Source organism: Paenibacillus sp. FSL R7-0340, assembly GCF_038002205.1.
In the GTDB taxonomy this organism is placed as follows: Bacteria; Bacillota; Bacilli; order Paenibacillales; family Paenibacillaceae; genus Paenibacillus; species Paenibacillus polymyxa_B.
On record NZ_JBBOBY010000003.1, the window covers coordinates 100,295 to 119,099 of the forward strand.

The 18,805-nt window shown below is 45.9% G+C and carries 15 protein-coding genes; 6 read left to right on the forward strand and 9 right to left on the reverse strand.

Annotated features, from left to right (window positions below; translation table 11 throughout):
* Positions 1 to 49: 49 nt before the first annotated feature.
* From MKX59_RS26460 to MKX59_RS26485, 6 genes are all read right to left on the reverse strand, one after another.
* Positions 50 to 895 carry an ABC transporter permease gene (locus MKX59_RS26460; RefSeq protein ID WP_013308329.1) on the reverse strand — a complete coding sequence of 282 codons (846 nt, stop codon included), beginning with the start codon at positions 893 to 895 and terminating at the stop codon, positions 50 to 52.
* A gap of 4 nt (positions 896 to 899) precedes the next feature.
* A complete protein-coding gene (locus tag MKX59_RS26465; RefSeq protein WP_023986565.1) occupies positions 900 to 1,850 on the reverse strand; it encodes an ABC transporter permease in 951 nt (316 codons plus the stop codon).
* Between the two features lie 72 nt (positions 1,851 to 1,922).
* Complete coding sequence (locus MKX59_RS26470; protein WP_340859414.1) at positions 1,923 to 3,542, reverse strand: ABC transporter substrate-binding protein; 1,620 nt, start codon at positions 3,540 to 3,542, stop codon at positions 1,923 to 1,925.
* 156 nt (positions 3,543 to 3,698) lie between these two features.
* Positions 3,699 to 4,061: a DUF1304 domain-containing protein gene (locus MKX59_RS26475; RefSeq protein WP_023986563.1), complete on the reverse strand. Its 363-nt coding sequence runs from the start codon at positions 4,059 to 4,061 to the stop codon at positions 3,699 to 3,701.
* A 130-nt stretch (positions 4,062 to 4,191) separates the two neighbouring features.
* Positions 4,192 to 5,703, reverse strand: a complete 1,512-nt coding sequence (locus MKX59_RS26480) for a methyl-accepting chemotaxis protein (protein WP_340859415.1) — start codon at positions 5,701 to 5,703, stop codon at positions 4,192 to 4,194.
* Positions 5,704 to 5,960: 257 nt separating this feature from the next.
* Positions 5,961 to 7,214 (reverse strand): cation:dicarboxylate symporter family transporter, encoded by a 1,254-nt coding sequence (locus MKX59_RS26485; protein ID WP_023986561.1) that lies wholly within the window; start codon positions 7,212 to 7,214, stop codon positions 5,961 to 5,963.
* A gap of 211 nt (positions 7,215 to 7,425) precedes the next feature.
* Here MKX59_RS26485 and MKX59_RS26490 point away from each other — a divergent pair, with 211 nt between their 5' ends.
* Positions 7,426 to 8,730, forward strand: a complete 1,305-nt coding sequence (locus tag MKX59_RS26490; protein ID WP_340859416.1) for a sensor histidine kinase — start codon at positions 7,426 to 7,428, stop codon at positions 8,728 to 8,730.
* A gap of 5 nt (positions 8,731 to 8,735) precedes the next feature.
* Positions 8,736 to 9,665 (forward strand): response regulator, encoded by a 930-nt coding sequence (locus MKX59_RS26495; protein WP_023986559.1) that lies wholly within the window; start codon positions 8,736 to 8,738, stop codon positions 9,663 to 9,665.
* Between the two features lie 203 nt (positions 9,666 to 9,868).
* On the opposite strand, the gene MKX59_RS26500 is transcribed toward MKX59_RS26495, so the two are convergent.
* Positions 9,869 to 10,372 (reverse strand): MarR family transcriptional regulator, encoded by a 504-nt coding sequence (locus tag MKX59_RS26500; protein ID WP_340859417.1) that lies wholly within the window; start codon positions 10,370 to 10,372, stop codon positions 9,869 to 9,871.
* A 319-nt stretch (positions 10,373 to 10,691) separates the two neighbouring features.
* Here MKX59_RS26500 and MKX59_RS26505 point away from each other — a divergent pair, with 319 nt between their 5' ends.
* Positions 10,692 to 11,189, forward strand: a complete 498-nt coding sequence (locus MKX59_RS26505) for a DinB family protein (RefSeq protein ID WP_023986557.1) — start codon at positions 10,692 to 10,694, stop codon at positions 11,187 to 11,189.
* Positions 11,190 to 11,392: 203 nt separating this feature from the next.
* A complete protein-coding gene (locus MKX59_RS26510; protein ID WP_068938350.1) occupies positions 11,393 to 12,592 on the forward strand; it encodes an MFS transporter in 1,200 nt (399 codons plus the stop codon).
* A 23-nt stretch (positions 12,593 to 12,615) separates the two neighbouring features.
* Here MKX59_RS26510 and MKX59_RS26515 read toward each other — a convergent pair whose 3' ends face one another.
* Positions 12,616 to 13,437 (reverse strand): endonuclease/exonuclease/phosphatase family protein, encoded by an 822-nt coding sequence (locus MKX59_RS26515; RefSeq protein ID WP_068938351.1) that lies wholly within the window; start codon positions 13,435 to 13,437, stop codon positions 12,616 to 12,618.
* A gap of 5 nt (positions 13,438 to 13,442) precedes the next feature.
* Positions 13,443 to 15,107: a PTS transporter subunit IIBC gene (locus MKX59_RS26520; RefSeq protein ID WP_068938352.1), complete on the reverse strand. Its 1,665-nt coding sequence runs from the start codon at positions 15,105 to 15,107 to the stop codon at positions 13,443 to 13,445.
* A gap of 242 nt (positions 15,108 to 15,349) precedes the next feature.
* On the opposite strand from MKX59_RS26520, the gene MKX59_RS26525 reads away from it, so the two are divergent.
* The gene (locus tag MKX59_RS26525) at positions 15,350 to 16,357 is read left to right on the forward strand and encodes a LacI family DNA-binding transcriptional regulator (protein ID WP_028541915.1); all 1,008 of its coding nucleotides are present in this window, start codon (positions 15,350 to 15,352) and stop codon (positions 16,355 to 16,357) included.
* Between the two features lie 154 nt (positions 16,358 to 16,511).
* Positions 16,512 to 18,794, forward strand: a complete 2,283-nt coding sequence (locus MKX59_RS26530; protein WP_340859418.1) for a glycoside hydrolase family 65 protein — start codon at positions 16,512 to 16,514, stop codon at positions 18,792 to 18,794.
* The last annotated feature ends 11 nt before the right edge of the window (positions 18,795 to 18,805 follow it).

Sequence of the window (18,805 nt, forward strand, 5' to 3'; positions counted from 1 at the left end):
CTCCTTCCTGTCGCTCCTGGAGCCATTTGTAATGGATCTGTGCTATGAATCATCGTTTTACTAATTTGGGTTCAAAGCCTACACGAAGCACATCCCCCAAAACATTAAAGCTCAACACAGTCAGTAAAATAAGTAGACCCGGGAATAATGCCATATATGGGGCCTGTGCAATATATCCTTGGGCATTATTCAGCATACTGCCCCACGTAGCATTCGGCAGCTGAACACCAAAGCCGAGGAAGCTCAGTGACGATTCCATCATAATCGCTGAAGCGATATTGTTCGTCGCCCCTACGATAATTACCGGAATCAGATTCGGTACGATGTGCTTCATAATAATACCAAACGTACTTTGTCCCGAAGCTTTGGCGTATAGTACATACTCCCGTTCGCGCAACGTCATTGTCTCTGCACGAACCACCCGGGCAATGTTCATCCACATGAGCAGGGCGATAATGACAATGATATTGCCGACGCCCGGCTTCAAAAACACACTCAGCAGCAAAATAACCAAGAAAGACGGAATCGACATGATCAGCTCCAAAACCCGCATAAGCAGATTGTCGATCCATCCTCCAAAATATCCGCTCACAATACCTACCACTGCACCGATACTGGTCGCAATAATCATGGACGCAAAGCCTACCAGCAATGATACACGTCCACCGTACAGTGCTCTTGTAAAATAGTCCCGCCCATAATCATCCGTCCCAAACCAGTGTGCCGCTCCCGGCGGTTGGAGACGCTCTAGCACGTTCAACTTATTTGGGTCCTGCGGCGATAAAAATGCGAAAATCGCCCCCAGCGAGAATACGATCAATAGTATGAGGGCGACGGCGCCCATTTTGCTCGTCATCAGCTCGATCCCGATGTTGCGCCATTTGCTCCGATTCATGAATTCACCTCGTTGATTTAATTCTCGGGTCCGCAATGCTGTATAAGATATCTGCAAGCAGATTACCCAGGATCAGCAGCAGAGCGGAAAATAAAGTAATCCCCATGATGACGGGATAATCCATCCCTTTCACCGCCGTCATACCCAGCGAGCCAATGCCCGGCCAGGAAAATACCGTCTCCGTCACAATGGCTCCAGCCACCAGGTCCGCAACCGACATTCCGAGCAGCGTAATGATGGGCAATAGCACATGCTTGAGCACATGTCGAAACAAAACCAGTCTTTTTCCAGACCCGAACGCGTATTGAATCTGCACATACTCTTCCTTGAGCTGCGTAATCGTGCTGGAACGGATGTACCTCACATACACAGACAGAAAGCCGAAAGCCAGTACAAAACACGGTAAAATTCCATGCTTAATCACATCCAGCACCGAGTCCGTACCGATGGTACGCATCCCTGTACTCGGAAGCCAGTGCAGATAAATCGCAAATAAATAAATAAGTAAAATACCGAGCCAAAACAGCGGAACAGAAATCCCGATGTACGACATCAGATTAATGAGCTTGTCGATCCAGCGATTCCGATTAGCCGCAGCCGTCAAACCGAGTGGAATTGCAATCAGCACAGCCAGTATGATAGATGCGCCCATTAACCCGGCTGTAGCCGGTAGACGATCGAGAATCTGATCCAGCACAGGCTGGTGATTAATTAGCGAGTAGCCGAGATCACCCGTTAGGCTCTTTTTAAGCCATAATATGTACTGCACATAAGCGGGCTGGTCCAGCCCCAAGCTATGCCTCATTCGTTCAATGTCTTCCAGATGCATATTCGGTGTAACAAAAGAGAGAACCGGATCACCTGGAGCCAGCTTGATCAAGCCGAAGCAGACGATGGACACAAAAAATAGCATCGGTATAACTTGCAGCAACCTTCTGGCGATGAGTTGTCTCATACGTTTCCCTTCCCCTTGCTGTTTTCGAAAAAAATAAGCTGGTTAGCCCAGCTTATTTTTGAAAACCCTGTCTTATTTGTGATAAATTTTGGACAAATCCTCGAAAATCACGACCGCCTTCAACACAGCCTGATCAATACCGCCATACTGCTTGTCGAAGGCTACAATAGTCTTGGTGTAAGCAATCGGGTAGATGACAGCATCCTCAGCCAGCAGCTCCTGTACCTTTTTATAAATTTCTCCACGTTTAGTCGTATCCGACTCACCCGCGCCCTCTTCCAGCAGCTTATCCACTTCTTTATTTGAATAATGCGAATAATTGGAGGACGATCCGGTGCTATACAAAATACGATACGCGTCAGGGTCATACCCCATGATATAGCCGCTGATCGCCAGATCGAAGTCCTTGGCATTCGTATCGACGAACTTTTGTGACCATGCTGAGGAATCCATGCTGTTCACGTCCAGCTGAACGCCTATGTCCTTTAACTTCTGCTGGATATAGAGCGCTTGTGCTTCCTGTACCTTGTTGCCGCCCGGAATGATAATGCGCAGCTTCAGTCCTTCAGCTCCAGCCGATTTCAGCAGCTCCTTCGCCTTGTTCACATCATTATTGAAAAATGCAACGTCGTTCGTGTGATACAGTACATCCTGTGTCAGAGCAGATTTCGCAGTATCTGCATAATCCTTGGAACCATAGGAGACTTGAATCAATTCATCCTGATTCAATGCATAAGAAAGCGCCTGACGCACTTCTTTTTTGTTCAACTGCTTCGTATCACTGTTTTCATTAAACATCAGATAAGCCAAGCGACCTTCGCTGTAAGGGAAAATGTCAAACTTATCTGTTGCTTTAATGGTCTCTACATTTTGCGGATCGAGATAGTTTACATTGATCTCACCATTTTGAAGGGCCAAATTCGCAGCATTCGAATCTTTAACAATCCGGTATGTTACTGAATCCAGATGCGGCTTGCCGCCAACATAGTTATCGAACCGTTCGAGTGTAACGTACTCACCAGTTTTGTACTCTTTAAATTTGAAAGGACCTGATCCAATCGGAGAGTCGTTTTTCGTGCTTTTCTCAATATCCGCTTCATTCTCGAAAATGTGCTTCGGAATCGGGGATACCTGTACCAGTGCTGCCTCAAAAGCAGGAGCTGGCTGAGGAAGCTTGAAATCGACCGTTGTATCATCAACCTTGCTCGCCTGTACCGGTTTGCCATTAACCATAAAATTACTTCTCAAAAAGCTGTGCTGCTTCTCGTCCAAAATTTTGTTAATGGTGAAAACGACATCGTCAGCTGTCAGCTTCTCGCCATCATGCCAAGTCAGATCTTTTTTCAGTTTTAGTGTATAAGTCAGCTTGTCTGCTGAAGGAGTCAGACTGTCTGCCAAATAAAATGTCTTTTTGCCATTGTTCACTTGAAACAATGGTGCGAATATCGCCTGGTCTATCGTCAGACTTACCCGATCACCCGCATAGTTTGGATTCAGCACCACCGGATCAGCTTGTACGCCAATGATCAGGCTGCCGCCATCTTTAGGCTGTCCGTTATCAGCTGTTGTGGTAGCTGTACCAGGCGTATTCCCATTCGTCTCAGACGTAGATCCAGAATTCCCGCCGGAGCATGCACTTACAACCAACATTAATACAATTAATACCAATACACCAGTCAAATTACGACGCATCGCTCTAGCCCCCGTGTCCTCTTAGTATGTAATAAATTTATTATAAATCGGAATAGTCGGATTTACAATCGATCAAAAACTGTTTATTCCCCTTGTCATTAGCATTCCAGACATTATGTGATCGAATCTAGAAAAAAACACCCGGTAAGGGTGTCTTCAGAGTATCCACAAACTGATCAGTGCCAGGATGGCAGGCAGGCCTTGCTTTAATAAAATAGACTTATTAGCAGTTAATGCACCATACAACGCAGCCACTACCACACAAATGACAAAGAATAATTGGATTTGCCGCCCGATCACAGTATCCGGATAGAACAAGCCCCACACCAATCCGGCTGCCAAAAAGCCGTTGTACAGCCCCTGATTTGCAGCCAAGGATTTGCTTGCTTCCGCCAGCTCCTTCGAGGTGCCGAACGTACGCATCGCCCGCGGAGTCGTCCACAGAAACATTTCCAATATTAGAATGTACACATGCTCCAGAGCTACAATTCCGACCAATATTGAACTAAGTAAGCTCAAGTATATTCCTCTTTTCCACATAAAGTTACTATGAGGTGATTTTTAGATCTATTCTCGAAAAGTATAGTTCATCTTCCAAAAACAGTAAAGAGACCGAGCCTAAGGCCCGGCCTCATTTCTACATGAAGCCTTACATCGTTCTCGCAAAATCCAACAAAGATTTGGACATGCTGTTGATCTCGTCCGTAGACGCATTCACTTGCTGCGTTAGCGCGGCTTGTGTCTGTGTCAGCGTAGACATGTTACCGATATTGTGCAAAATCCGCTCGATGAGTGTCTTCATTTCGTCCAGACTAGTCTCGATATTTCCGGTCGCATCAGCACTGTGAATGGCAAGTTTTCTCACTTCATCTGCGACTACCGCAAAACCCCGCCCCTGCTCGCCCGCACGCGATGCCTCAATGGCAGCATTCAGACCCAGCAGATTTGTTTGATTCGCAATCTCTTTAATGAAGTTGGAAATGTTTTGGGTTTCTTCTGCACTGACTTTGGCTTGATTCGCTGCCTCTGTCGATTGCTCCTGAGCCGTTGCCAGCTCCTGCGCCTGGTTACTAACCGAGTTAACGCCGTTCACCATTTCCGTAATGGAATCGGAGAGATGCTGGATTTTGAGCGTAAGCTCATCCGCGACAGCCTGCTTTTCCTTTTCCACTGTGATATCACGAATGGTCCCGGCAATACGAATAGGCACTCCCTTGCTATCGCGTATGCTTCTTCCACTGTTTTGATACCAGCGATATTCGCCATTTTTACTTTGCAAGCGACACACCATGTCATATGGCGTACGATCTGAATAGTCATTTAAATGATCAACTACAGCCTTAAACGCATGCTCGGCATCGTCAGGATGTATACGCGAACTCCAACTGCTTAGTACACTCGGGAAGTCCTGCTCATCCTTAAAGCCCAAGATGTGGCGGAATTGCTGGGACCACCAAAATATATTATCCGGGTTCTCAATGTCTCCATCAGCCAGAATGACATCATATGGAGCCTCCACCAAAACACGATTGATGAGATCATATCTTGTAACTAGAGCCTGCAACTCCTCGGACTTGATCTTCTGGTCGTGCACATCCAATAGAGCACCCGCAATTCGAAGCGGCACTCCCTGCTGATCGCGGATCGTCGTTCCGGTAGCCCGGAACCAGCGGTATTCTCCATGCTTCAGCTTCAAACGATACTGTACGTCATAAGGAGTCTTTCCCGTAAAATCCAGCAAATGATCTGACAAAGCCGCCAATGACCTGTCATGATCTTCGGGGTGCAGCCGGGATGCCCAGCTGTTTAATACATTTGGGAAGTCCTTTTCGCTCTGATACCCCAGCATAGCACGAAATTCTTCTGACCATGTGAACGTATTACTTGGATTGACGGGATCACCCGCAACCACCTCCATGTCCCATAAGCCAATCTCTATAGCCTTGGTAACAAGCTTCAGACGGATGTCAACATGTTGAGCATCCTTTTTCATGGACTCAAGCGCTTGGTTGACATTGTTTGCGATTTCTTGAACCTCGGAAGATTTGGATGAAACTTGTATTGCGGCGGAATAATCCTTCTGCTGTATTCTTTGTGAAAGTTTGCGGCTTTCTTCTACTAAAGGAGCAAGTGAGTGGGTCTCATTTTTTTTAAAAAACATATATGCTCTTCCCTTCTAAGCCAATATATAAAACGATATAGTTTAATATCGGAATTTTATTAAGAATCATTATAAATAAATCTAAAATTGCATAGGTAATAAGAATCATTTTTATGTCCATATACCTATATGTTCATACAAAAAACATCGAAAAATGTCGAAAAAGGAAAGATCTTAATAAGTCTGGAGACGAAAAGAGCACCTTCGCAATACTTCACAAAGGTGCTCTTTCTGTCAACTATTCAGTTCGTCGCATCTTATTTAATTGAAGCAACGTATTCTTCGCCCTTTTCTTTATCATATTGGCCTTCCCATTTGGACATGACCACAGCGGCAAGCGAGTTGCCTAATACATTGACTACCGTACGCGCCATATCCAGAATGCGATCAATACCAGCGATAAAAGCCAAACCCTCCAGCGGGAGGTTCACTGCTCCAAGTGTAGCGAGCAAAACGACAAAGGAAGCACCCGGCACCCCTGCAATACCTTTGGATGAAATAATCAAAACTAGCACCAGCGTGATTTGTGTCGTGATTGGCAGGTCAATGCCGTACATTTGGGCAATGAAAATCGCAGCCAGTGCCTGATACAGGGTGGAACCGTCCAGATTAAAAGAATACCCAATCGGAATGACAAAGGAAGTAATTCCTTTAGGACATCCGAACTTCTCCATCTTCTCCATGATCTTAGGCAGAACACTTTCCGAACTGGCCGTCGAATATGCAAGCAACAGCTCACTTTTCAAAATTTTAATCATGGTCCAGAGACGGGTACCGCAAAGCTTGGCGATAATTCCGAAAACAATCACAATGAACAGCGCCATGGAGCCGTACACCGACAAAACAAGCTTCAATAATGGCCATAACGACGCCAATCCAAACTTGGCCACTGTCGTTCCAATCAGTGCGAATACTCCGAACGGAGCCAGGCGCATGACCTGATTGGTTACCCAGAACATGGCGTCGGCTACGCCTTCAAAGAAATTCAGCACGGGCTTGCCCTTGTCACCAATCGCCGCTACCCCTAGTCCAAACAGTACGGAGAAGAATATAATAGCCAGCATATCTCCCTCGCCCAGAGCTTGAATAATATTGGTAGGAACAATATGCACAATCGTATCTATAAAGCTATGGCCTGACTTCTCTGCAGTCTCCACATAGGAATGAATATCACTCTTGGCCAGGTGGGACATATCCACGCCGTCACCCGGTCGAACCAAGTTGGCAACAAGCAGTCCGAAAAGGATGGCGATTGTCGTTACAATCTCAAAGTACAGAATAGACTTGCCGCCAAGTTTACCTAGTTTTTTCATGTCTCCCACGCCGGCAACGCCGATAATGAGTGTTGAGATCACAATAGGCACGACAATCATCTTGATCAAGCGGATGAAAATATCGCCGATTGGCTTTAAGTAGACTTCCACCCCTGAATTGCCGTAAAATAAGGCACCAATAATAATACCTAAAGCCAGACCGATAAAGATTTGCATCGTCAAATTAATCTTTTTCATTTCGTGTCCCCCCTGGCTGATTTGTATATTTTTGCAGTATGCTGTTCTTAATATTCAAATGATGTTATTTATACTACAATCTGATCTATAAAAAACGACAATTATCTACAGCCACATTTATTTTTTTCTATAAATTCACAAACTTTAACGGCGAGCCTGTGAATTTAGCTCACATTGCCTTTCTGACTGAATACCCAGGAGGTGAATATGGATGAAGTTGAATACGCTCCTTTTCCTGCTCATGCTTGTATTTGTACCGCTCGCAGGTGAGCTGAATATTCACCCGTTCGCTAATACATTCCGTCTTAGCTTTGGTACGCCTGTATTTTTTTTCTTTCTGTTATCTATTCGTCATATTCCGCCTGCATTATCGGGAGTGCTTGCAGGGATAGCTGTAGTGGCCTTTCGCATCTTACTCAATCATTACACTCAGCCCGATCTTCCCTTCGAAGAGTTGCTGACACTACATGGCCCTACCTTTTTTTATTACATGGTCTACGGTCTGCTCTTCCAGGTCCTTAACATTAATGCTGAGCCTTACCGCGCGCTCCGCGTGGGCATCCTCTCTGTAGGGATTGAGGTTGCCGCAAGTGTGTCGGAACTTAGCGTCCGGTGGAGCATGGACGGCGATTTCTGGGACATCGTTAAGATCAGCAAAGTAGCTTTCATGGCTATGATCCGCAGCTTCTTCGTGCTTGGGTTTTATAATATGATTCGGCTAAATCAATCGGTTCAGCATGAAGAGGCACAAAGGCAGCAGACAGAGCGAATTTTACTCCTTGTATCGGACTTGTATGAGGAGTCGGTCCAGTTAGGCAAAACACTATCACATGCAGAACAAATCACTCGTGAAAGCTACGAGCTGTACCGTGAGCTACAGCAGGATGAATCTCTGAAGGATAGAGAACATTACGCCAGACAGGCACTTCGTATTTCCGGACAGGTTCACGAGATCAAAAAAGACAGCCAGCGGATTTTTGCTGGTTTGTCCAAGCTGATTGATGCCGAAAGCGGAGTCCATTACATGGCTTCTCAAGAGCTTGGGGAGCTAATCATCCGAACGAACAGCAAATATGCGCAATCGCTGGACAAGTCCATTCGTTTTACCCTAGATGTCGATCCTTTGTTACCCAAGCTGCATGTTTATACCGTTTTGACACTTATTAATAACCTGACAGCCAATGCGGTTGAAGCAATGAAGGACAACGGAAGGATCGACGTTTCCATTCGTTGTCTCCCGGGAAAAGAGGATATAGCTTCCTTTAGTGTTACCGACAACGGTCCGGGTATTCCTCAGCGGAAACGGGAAACGGTCTTCACACCGGGGTATACGACCAAGTATGATGAGGAAGGACAGCCGTCGACCGGTATGGGATTGTTTTATGTGCGTGAGGTCGCGGAGAGCCTTGAAGGAACGATTGAACTGCAACAGGATGAAGAAGAGAATACGGATAGATTACAGACCACTTTTAGAATTACATTGCCTTTACGGAAACTGACGGAGAAAGGAAGATAGCCCGGATGCGTTTTTATATTGTGGATGACGATCAGGGAATTCGTTCTATGCTGGCAGATATTATTGAAGACGAAGGTCTAGGGGAAGTCATCGGGGAAGCAGAGGATGGTACCTACGTGAATAGCGGCCTCCTGGAGTTGAACCGGATTGATGTATTGCTGATTGACCTGCTGATGCCGCTTCGTGACGGCATTCAGACCGTGCGTGCACTCGGCGATCAATTCAGCGGCAAAATCATTATGATTTCTCGCATCGAATCCAAAAACATGATCGGCGAGGCGTACTCGCTCGGTATTGAATATTATGTGGCCAAGCCTTTGAATCGACTGGAGATTATTGCAGTTATTCATAAGGTGGCTGAGCGTCTGCGCATGCAGCAATCGATTACGGATATCCAGCGCACGCTTCAAGGGTTGTCGATGTTCACATCGAATAACCCAACGGCAACAATTGAACCGACCCGAAACATCGTAACTTCCGGGCAGTTTCTGCTCTCTGAAATGGGGATGATCGGGGAAGCCGGGAGTATGGATCTACTGGACATGCTGGAATTTCTGGACCAGTATGAGGAGGAAACAGGCAATCTATCTCCCTACCTGTTCCCGCCGTTGAAGGATATATTTGCCAATGTGGCGTCCAAACGGTTGGGGGCTTCAGCCTCAGCAGTAGAGCTGAGTAAGGAAATCAAAGCATCGGAGCAACGTGTCCGCCGCGCTATTTTCCAGACGCTAAGCCATATAGTATCGCTCGGATTGACCGACTATACGCATCCTAAATTTGAAAATTATGCATCCAAATTTTTTGATTTTACAGAAATCCGCAAAAAAATGCTGGAGCTGCAAAACAATGTGGAGCCTTCACTGTCCCAAGCCCGCATTAATACGAAAAAGTTCGTACAGGTGCTCTATATGGAAGCAAAACGGCTATTACACTAAGCATTTTGCATAAATCCCAAGAGTATTCACAAATCAGCAATATATAGATCGGAACGGGTTAGTCCGTCTAAATATTGTACCTTCGAGCGTTGGGAATCGAATTATGCAAACTGCTGACATTAAAAGAAAAGCACCTGCATCTCCCCATGTATCTATTACTCGGAGATAAAACAGGTGCCCATCGTTGATGATTCGATATCCCTTTAGTCCAGACTCTTGTCCTGCCACTCCATAGTTTCTAAGAGATCTACACCATCGGACAGCAGACGTTTCAAGACATTCAGTTCTTCCGAGCTATAACGATTTAAAAATTGAAATAACTGCTGCTGTACCTTAACATGCAGTCGTTCATGCACAAGAAAGAGTCTTTTCCCCAACGGGGTTAACCGAAAATAAATTTCTTTCTTGTTGTCGTTAAGCTGGGTTCTGCGAATCCAGCCTTCCTTGAGCAGCTTGGTGCTGACTTTCGAAACTGTACCCTTGCTCAGCTCAATTCGATCCGCTAATGTCGTAACATTAATCGGCTCATGCCTCCCGATACAGTCAATGACGTGCACATCCGTCAGATTGAGCGAAGCAATTCCATCAAAATGCTCGTGGATTTCTTCGAGAATAGTCATGCTCTCTCTCTGCTGATGCTGCTCCAGCTGGTGATTCATCTTAATGAGCAAATCATAAACATGCTGAACTGATGTCGCTTTCTCCATACGAACAAATGGTCACTCCTTTGGCATACTCCTCCTTTCATTATAGCCCATTTTTGTTTCATAGAAAACAATATATGTATACGGAAAGCTCCCCTTTAACATTTCCGTATATATGCAAAATATATCTAGTGTAGATACTTTGTTTCCCTTGAAACAATTTTATTTTAGTGAAATTGAGAATGATTATCAACCCTTTTTTAAAAGTTATTTCTGTTTCACTCCAAACTAAGTAGGTATTTTCATTTTGAAAAATATAATTGTATAATCGTAAAATGAGAATAAGCTAGAAACAAGTTCTCCATAGAAGGGATGATGATACATGTCGGATGCAAACCAATTATTCGGTCAAGCACTGGTTAAATCACTGGTCGGGGAACGTGGACATATTCGAGTAGCTCGGGCTTTACCAGACATCGACGTCGAGCTGGCAGGGAAGAAAAATGCAGAAATGCCTTACAGCATTTACCAACTGCTGAAGCATATGATTTACTGGCAGCAATTTATGTTGGAGCATTTGGAAGGACGGAAGCCCCAGCTTCCGGGGAATGTCATGGAAAGCTGGCCCGAAGAGACTGGACCGCAAAGCGAAGAGGCATGGCAGGCTGTTATTAATGAATTTTTACAGGGCGTGGATCAGGCTGTGCAGATTGCCGAAACCGCGCAACTGGATGATTCACTAGCTCATTTCCCAGGTGAAACGAAAGCAGGACTTCTGCGGAATATCGCTTCCCACAATTCATATCATTTGGGTGAAATCGTACTGCTACGCCGGATTTATGGAGCTTGGCCACCACCAGGAGGCGGCTTTCCCGCTTAAGGCAACACCACGCTCTAATCAAGATTTCCCCCATCCGCTGCTTCATACCTCCATCATTGCATTGGGATTTAGGCACCACGAGGAACTCGCTTGCGTACCCTATATGGGAACCCGCTAACTCGACCTGAAGCCGTTTATCCGTAATCAGGTGCAATCCGAATAACGGTTCCCATGATGCAAGATCAAAGAGAGGTTTCGAGGTTATGGTGAGACACTTATATTTAAATCGTAATATCGCCTGTATGATCGTGATCAGCCTTATTGCTAACATGAGTGGGAGTATGATCCTTCCACTCTTTGCTATTTATGTAGAGCAATTCGGGATATCTACACTCGGCATGAGTATTTTATTTTCTCTGTTTTATGTGGGAAGATTTCTTGGTGGAGGCATGGCAGGACGAATTTATGAAAAGATTGGCGCAAAACGCTTGGGGTTGAGCCTACTCATTGCCGAAATCGCTTGTATGCTCCTGTTTCCGATTGCAACAAGCTTCATCATTCTATCCATACTGAGACTCCTCCAAGGCTTGGTAGCTATAGGGCTAACCGTCTTTGTAAGAGTCACGATCAACCATATGAGCACCGCAGAGAATCGAGGCACGCTCAATGGATATATCAGCAGCAGTGAAGGTGCCGGTATGATTTTAGGGCCTCTTATGAGTGGAGCTATTGTTTCTTATTTTTCTTTATCCATTCCGTTTTATTTCGTTGCTATTTTCTCATGTATATCCTTCGTTGCCGTTTCAAGAATGACTTTCCTCAGTTCTCCCTTAAAGCCACAAGAACAGCATTCGCCCCCTCTGAAACCCAAAGGAAAAACCATGTTAACGAAACCGTTACTTGTCTATTCTACCGTTCATTTTCTTGAAATGAGTGCATTCGCTATATTTTTAACGTACTTCTCTGTATATGCAACCTACAAGCTCCATTGGAGTCCCGCAGAAATTAGCTTAGCTTTTACAATTATCGGCATATCAACCTTCATATCAGCACCCTTTATTGGCAAAATATCTGATCTACTTAAGGATCGCTTGATGCTTTGTATCATCGGTCTATTGTTGATCATGGTGGAAATCATCTTATTTCTTTGGTTCACAGAACCATGGATCGTATACTTAGCGATGTTCATCGGAGGTATAGGAGGAGCCAGCTATCTGGATTCCTTTTACTCGCAACTAGGGGATGTTATTCCTGAGGAAAATAGAAGCTCATTTATCGGCAACGTCGTATCTTTGTCCGAATTGGGGGCCATTGTGTCTCCGATCATCGCAGGTGCACTCATGGAACGGTTTAGCATCAACACTCCCTTTTACTACAATTTGATTTTGGTGTTGATCGCTATAGTTATCCAATATGTCATTCGATTTAAGTCGAAATCTATAAGAAAAAGGCCAATTGCATAAGCAACTGGCCTCCTTTCTTCTCATCACAGCTCCAACTCAACTGCAACTCCAAAATGATCCGATACAACTGGTCCTGTTTTTCCGTTCAGTACAACGGTTGAGGATTGTACCTGTGCAGCCTTATTGGAGAAGATAAAGTCAATGCGGAGCGGCTCCGCATTACTTTCCCAGCCAGCAATAGCTTTAATCACCGTGTGGCCTTCGTCACGTACTGCTGCATTCGGATAGGTGTCCGACCAGCCGGATTGCAGTACATAGTCATATCCTTCTCCGCGTACTTCAGCCGCGTTGTTGAAATCACCCATCATGAACACAGGAGTCGGAGCAAAAGAATTTAGCACTTTTGTTGTACGATCCCATAGTCCACGGAAGGATTCTTCATCATTCCACCAGTTATAATGTCCACTTACAAACCAGGTCTGCACTCCGCCCACCACAGTTTGAATGCCGACAATTTTACGCGAGCGGTAGTTGTCATAATCCTGTAGCGAGGAAACATATTCGTTCACCGTAGCTGTAATTGGTGTTTTGGACAGAATCGCCAAACCCTCGTCGTATTTGGCAAAACCAACATGCGCGGGAGCCCACGTCCAATGATAGGCGTTGGACAATAGCCCGTTCAGCACATAAGCATAGTTATCACGCTTAATGACAACTTCAGGATCTGCGCTATAGTAAGCGCCCAAATCGTCCGGCGACAAAGGAGTCTCTTCCATGGACTGGTTCACTTCCTGCAAAGCAATGACATCAAACTGCTGTTCATCAATAAAAGCAGCCAGTTGCTTTAGCTTATCGTGCTGGTTTTCTTCCATCCAAGCATGTGCATTTAAGGTTAACAACTTCAAAGTAATCACCTGTTGAGTATGTCTTGTATATCTGATTTAAGCACATCGGCCTTCGGTCCGTAAACCGCCTGCACCCCATTATCTACTTTTATCAAGCCCAAGGCACCCAGCGCTTTCCACGTCTTTTCGTCCCCAACGGCATCTGTATCCTTCACCGTCACACGCAGACGGGTCATGCAAGCGTCCACCTCGACAATGTTCTGCTCACCCCCAAGCGTCTTGATGATATCCGTAGCCAGTTGATTTTGAGTGGAAACAGCTGCCACACCTTCTGTCTTCGTATTCCCCACCTCGGAAGTGCCCTGAGGCTCCTCATCCGTATAGTTCCCCAGTCTTCCCGGCGTAGCCATTTTGAATTTACCGATCATAAAATAAGCGATAAAGTAGGTTGCTACCGCAAACACCACACAAGTCAGCACGAAGTTAATAATATCCTGCACCAAACCCGCATTTATAGACAACGGCAATCGGGTCAGCAGTTCAATCATACCAAACGAATGTAAACGCAAATGTATGATGTCGGCCATTCCGAACGCAATACCGGTAAGAATAGCATAAACCACATACAGCACAGGTGCTACGAACATAAACATGAATTCCAGTGGCTCCGTTACCCCTGTTAAAAAGACAGCTGCGGCTGCCGAAAAGATCATCGACTTGTACTTGCTGCGTTTATCTTTGTCTACACGGCGATACATAGCCACCGCTAGTCCCATAAGGATTCCTGCTCCACCGATCATTTGTCCTACCTTGAAGCGGGCAGGCGTCACGCCTTCCAACAAGCTATTGTAGGCTGTCGGATCGGTACCACGAAGCGCACTCAGGTCACTTGCCCAAGCCAGCCACAGCGGGTCTTGCCCGGCAACGACGCTTCCTGCCCCGGAACCCGTAAGTGTCGTGTAAACGCCACCAAGTTGAGTATAGTTAATAGGAACAGTCAGCATATGGTGAAGTCCAAAAGGAATCAGTAGTCTTTCCAGTGTACCATAGACAAATGGCGCTACAAAAGGAGCCGACTCTCCCGAAGTCGCCAACCAAATACCGAACTGATTAATCCCCCCCTGAACAAATGGCCAGATGGCAGACATGATCAAACTTACGATGACAGACCATAAAATCACGACAAAAGGAACAAAACGTTTACCGTTAAAAAAGGCTAAAGCGTCTGGCAGCTTACGGTAATTGTAGTACTTGTTAAATACCACGGCCCCGACAAATCCGGAGATGATACCGACAAACACACCCATATTAAGTGCAGGCGCCCCTAAGATAGAGGTAAAATAGCCACTAACCGGAATGGATGCACCAAAAAGAGTGTGGGTGGTGGCACCTTCCTGGGTTAGCATTTTCGAGGACACACCCAAAATCGTTCCTGTTGAAATATTAATGAGAATAAAGGCAATTAAGGCAGCAAAAGCCCCGCCCGCTCGTTCCTTAGCCCAGGAACCACCAATCGCCACTGCAAATAGAATGTGTAAATTATTGATAATACCCCAACCCAAATTCTCCATGACCCCGCCGACAGTCAACCAGAAATGGATATCGCCAGCCAACATCGCCACTACTTTACCGAGCGAAATCATAATCCCTGCTGCCGGCATGACAGCAACAACCACTAGCAGTGCTTTCCCGAGCTTTTGCCAAAAATCAAATGATAGAAGTTTTTTCATGCTCCTTCAATCTCCATCCCTTATAGTATGTACAGCGTTGTTCGTACCCTATAAACATTATGCAATCGGTTGCACAATTATTATAATGATATCGCTTTCTATTGGCAATACCCTAATTGTAAATATCTTGGTTAATGATGATGTAAAAACTCGAAAAAGCCGCGAATTTGTTGATTTTCGAGCAATATCGTATGATAGAACATAATATTTCCTGCTTGAGATAGCAAAAGGAGACGAAGACGATGGCAGTAACCATCAAAGATGTCGCAAAACGTGCTAATGTTGCTACTTCCACCGTATCCCGTGTCATTCAAGACAGCCCCAAAATCAGCGAAGCCACCAAGGCACGTGTCCGTAAAGAAATGAAGGCGCTTGGCTATGAACCCAACTATTCAGCTCAGAGTCTAGCTAACCGTGTCACACAGTCGATTGGCATTATTATGCCTGAATCGGATGTGGCAATCTTTCAAAATCCCTTCTTTCCGGAAAGCCTTCGCGGGATCAGCGAATGGGTGAATGAGCACAACTATACACTGTCCATTGTCACAGGAAAAACGAGTGATGAATTGCTATCCCGCGTGAGGCTGATGAGCCGGACCGGACGTGTTGACGGCTATATTGTTCTGTACTCCAAGCAAAAAGATAGCATCGTGGAGTATCTTCATCAAGAAAAAATACCTTACACCGTAATCGGTAAGCCTCAGCAATTTGTCAGTGAAACTACCCATGTAGACAACGATAACTACCAGGCTGCTAAGGATGTGGTCACTTATTTGACTGGGCTGAATCATCAGCGCATTGCTTATGTTGGCGGTGATCATGAACAGATCGTGAATATTGAAAGACTCCGAGGCTACCAGGATGCGCTGCGAGAGGCGGGCTTGCCTCTACCCAAGGAATACGTGGTCAGGGAGCCATTTAATCTAGAGGACATGCGCACATTATTGCAGGCTACCCCGCCGCCTACCGCGATGATCGTTAGCGACGACCTTGTAGCCATGGCAGTACAGAAAATGCTCTCTCAGCTCGGCGTGTCCATGCCAGAGCAGTTATCCATGGTGAGCTTCAATAATCTAATGCTGGCTGAGCTGATGAATCCCCCTCTCACTTCCGTGGATATTGATATCTTCACTCTAGGTTATCAGGCAGCCAAAAGCCTGATTGAAAAAATCGAAGACCCCAAAGAGTTGACCAAACACATCATTGTTCCCCACCGAATTGTGGAACGCGAGTCCAGCCAGGTACTATGATTCTCTGAGGAATGAACAAGAACTGATTTTGTGGAAACCCATAAAATCAGTTTTTTTGCGTTGACAGGGCAAACGGTTGCACTATATACTGAACTCGCTCATATACTGGTTTCGTTAAAACAACGATCTCATTTTCCGAGAGGGGTACACAATCATGGTTTACAACCGATTATTTGACGTAGATAGCTGGAAGCTGACAACACACACTCTACATAGCACACACATGCGATTACAGGAAAGCATAACGTCCATAGGCAACGGTTATATGGGCATGCGCGGCAATTTTGAAGAAGCTTATTCAGGTGATCATCATCAGGGAACGTATATCTCCGGTGTATGGTTCCCCGACAAAACAAAGGTCGGCTGGTGGAAAAACGGCTATCCTGAATATTTTGGCAAGGTCATCAATGCCATGAACTTCATCGGCATCCGTCTGATCGTAAACCAAGAGGAAGTAGACTTATTTACGGCACACGTCAGCGATTTTGTGCAGGAGTTGGACATGAAACAGGGCATCCTGCGACGCACCTGCACCGTGAACGATCAGGTCCGTATCACTACGGAGCGTTTTCTGAGCCTCACCACTCGTGAGCTATGCCTGATTGATTACCAAGCTACGAATATAAGCGAGCAGCCTCTAACCATAGAGCTTGTCCCCTATCTGGACGGCAATACGAAGAATGAAGACACGAACTATGATGAGGTTTTTTGGTTGGAGGAGGCCCGAGAGGTTCAAGAACAATTCATCAGCCTGTCCACAACAACTATAGATAATCCCTTCGGTATTCCGCGCTTTACCGTAAACGCTACCATGGGTATTGTGACCGAGGGGCAGGATCAGCAGACGACGGAAGAGAGCTTTTTGTATGCTGCACGCCACTATCAATACAGCGTCGCTCCGGGCGACAGTATCCAGCTGCAAAAAATTGTGGCGGTTACCACCTCACGGGATATGGAAAAGGATGCACTGATTCCACAAGCTGAACGCATCGCCGTGGAGGCTGTGAACAAAGGCTACACTTCGCTCAAGCAGGAGCATGTCGCAGCTTGGGCCAGACGTTGGGACAAAGCCGATGTAGAAATCGAGGGCGATACAGAGGCCCAGCAGGGAATACGCTTTAACATTTTTCAGCTGTTCTCTACGTACTACGGCGAAGATGCCCGTCTGAACATTGGTCCCAAAGGCTTTACAGGTGAAAAATATGGCGGTGCCACCTATTGGGATACAGAAGCATATGCCGTACCTATGTACCTGGCGCTTGCTGACCCGGACGTAACGCGAAATCTGCTGCTGTACCGTCACCAACAACTAGAGGGTGCCAAGCATAACGCAGCCCAGCAAGGGCTACGGGGTGCACTATACCCTATGGTCACTTTTACAGGTGTGGAGTGCCATAACGAATGGGAGATTACCTTTGAGGAAATTCACCGTAACGGGGCCATTGCGTATGCCATCTACAATTACACCAACTATACGGGGGACCTGAGCTATTTACGGGAATATGGAATAGATGTACTGGTCGAAATTAGCCGCTTCTGGGCCGACCGGGTTCATTTTTCCAAAAGCCAGCAGCAGTATATGATCCACGGGGTTACCGGGCCGAACGAATACGAAAATAACGTCAATAACAACTGGTATACCAACACGCTGGCTGCATGGGTTTTGAAATATACATTATCGGTCTTACCTCAAATTTCAGCAGAAAAATCGGAGCATCTAGCGGTTACGGCTGATGAGCTTGCACATTGGCAGGATATCATCACTCACATGTATTATCCCTATGATGAGGAGCGGGAAGTCTTCGTACAGCACGATACCTTTATGGATAAGGATTTGCAGCCTGTATCCTCCCTTGATCCCAGCAACCTTCCACTAAATCAGAAATGGTCATGGGATAAAATCCTTCGTTCCTGCTTCATTAAGCAGGCAGATGTGCTACAAGGGCTGTATTTCTTTGGAGACCAGTTCACGCTGGAAGAAAAAGCGCGCAATTTTGCATTTTACGAGCCAATGACTGTTCATGAATCCAGTCTGTCCCCGTCCATTCACGCCGTGCTGGCTGCCGAACTCAAAATGGAGGAAAAGGCAGTCGAGATGTATAAGCGGACGGCCCGTCTGGATCTGGATAACTACAATAACGATACCGAAGACGGACTTCATATCACTTCCATGACGGGAAGCTGGCTGGCGATTGTACAGGGATTTGCCGGGATGAGAACGTATCGTGAAACATTAAGCTTCTCCCCCTTCCTGCCACAGGGCTGGAACAAATATACGTTTAAAATCAACTATCGCGGTCGCTTGTTAAGTATTCTCGTACAGGAAAATGAAGTGATCATTACCCTGTTGGACGGAGAACCGCTGACGCTGGAGCTGTATGGAGAGCCAACGCACATTACCAGTGGGCAGTCGTTAATGACGAACAGCGTTTCATAAATCGGGCAGAC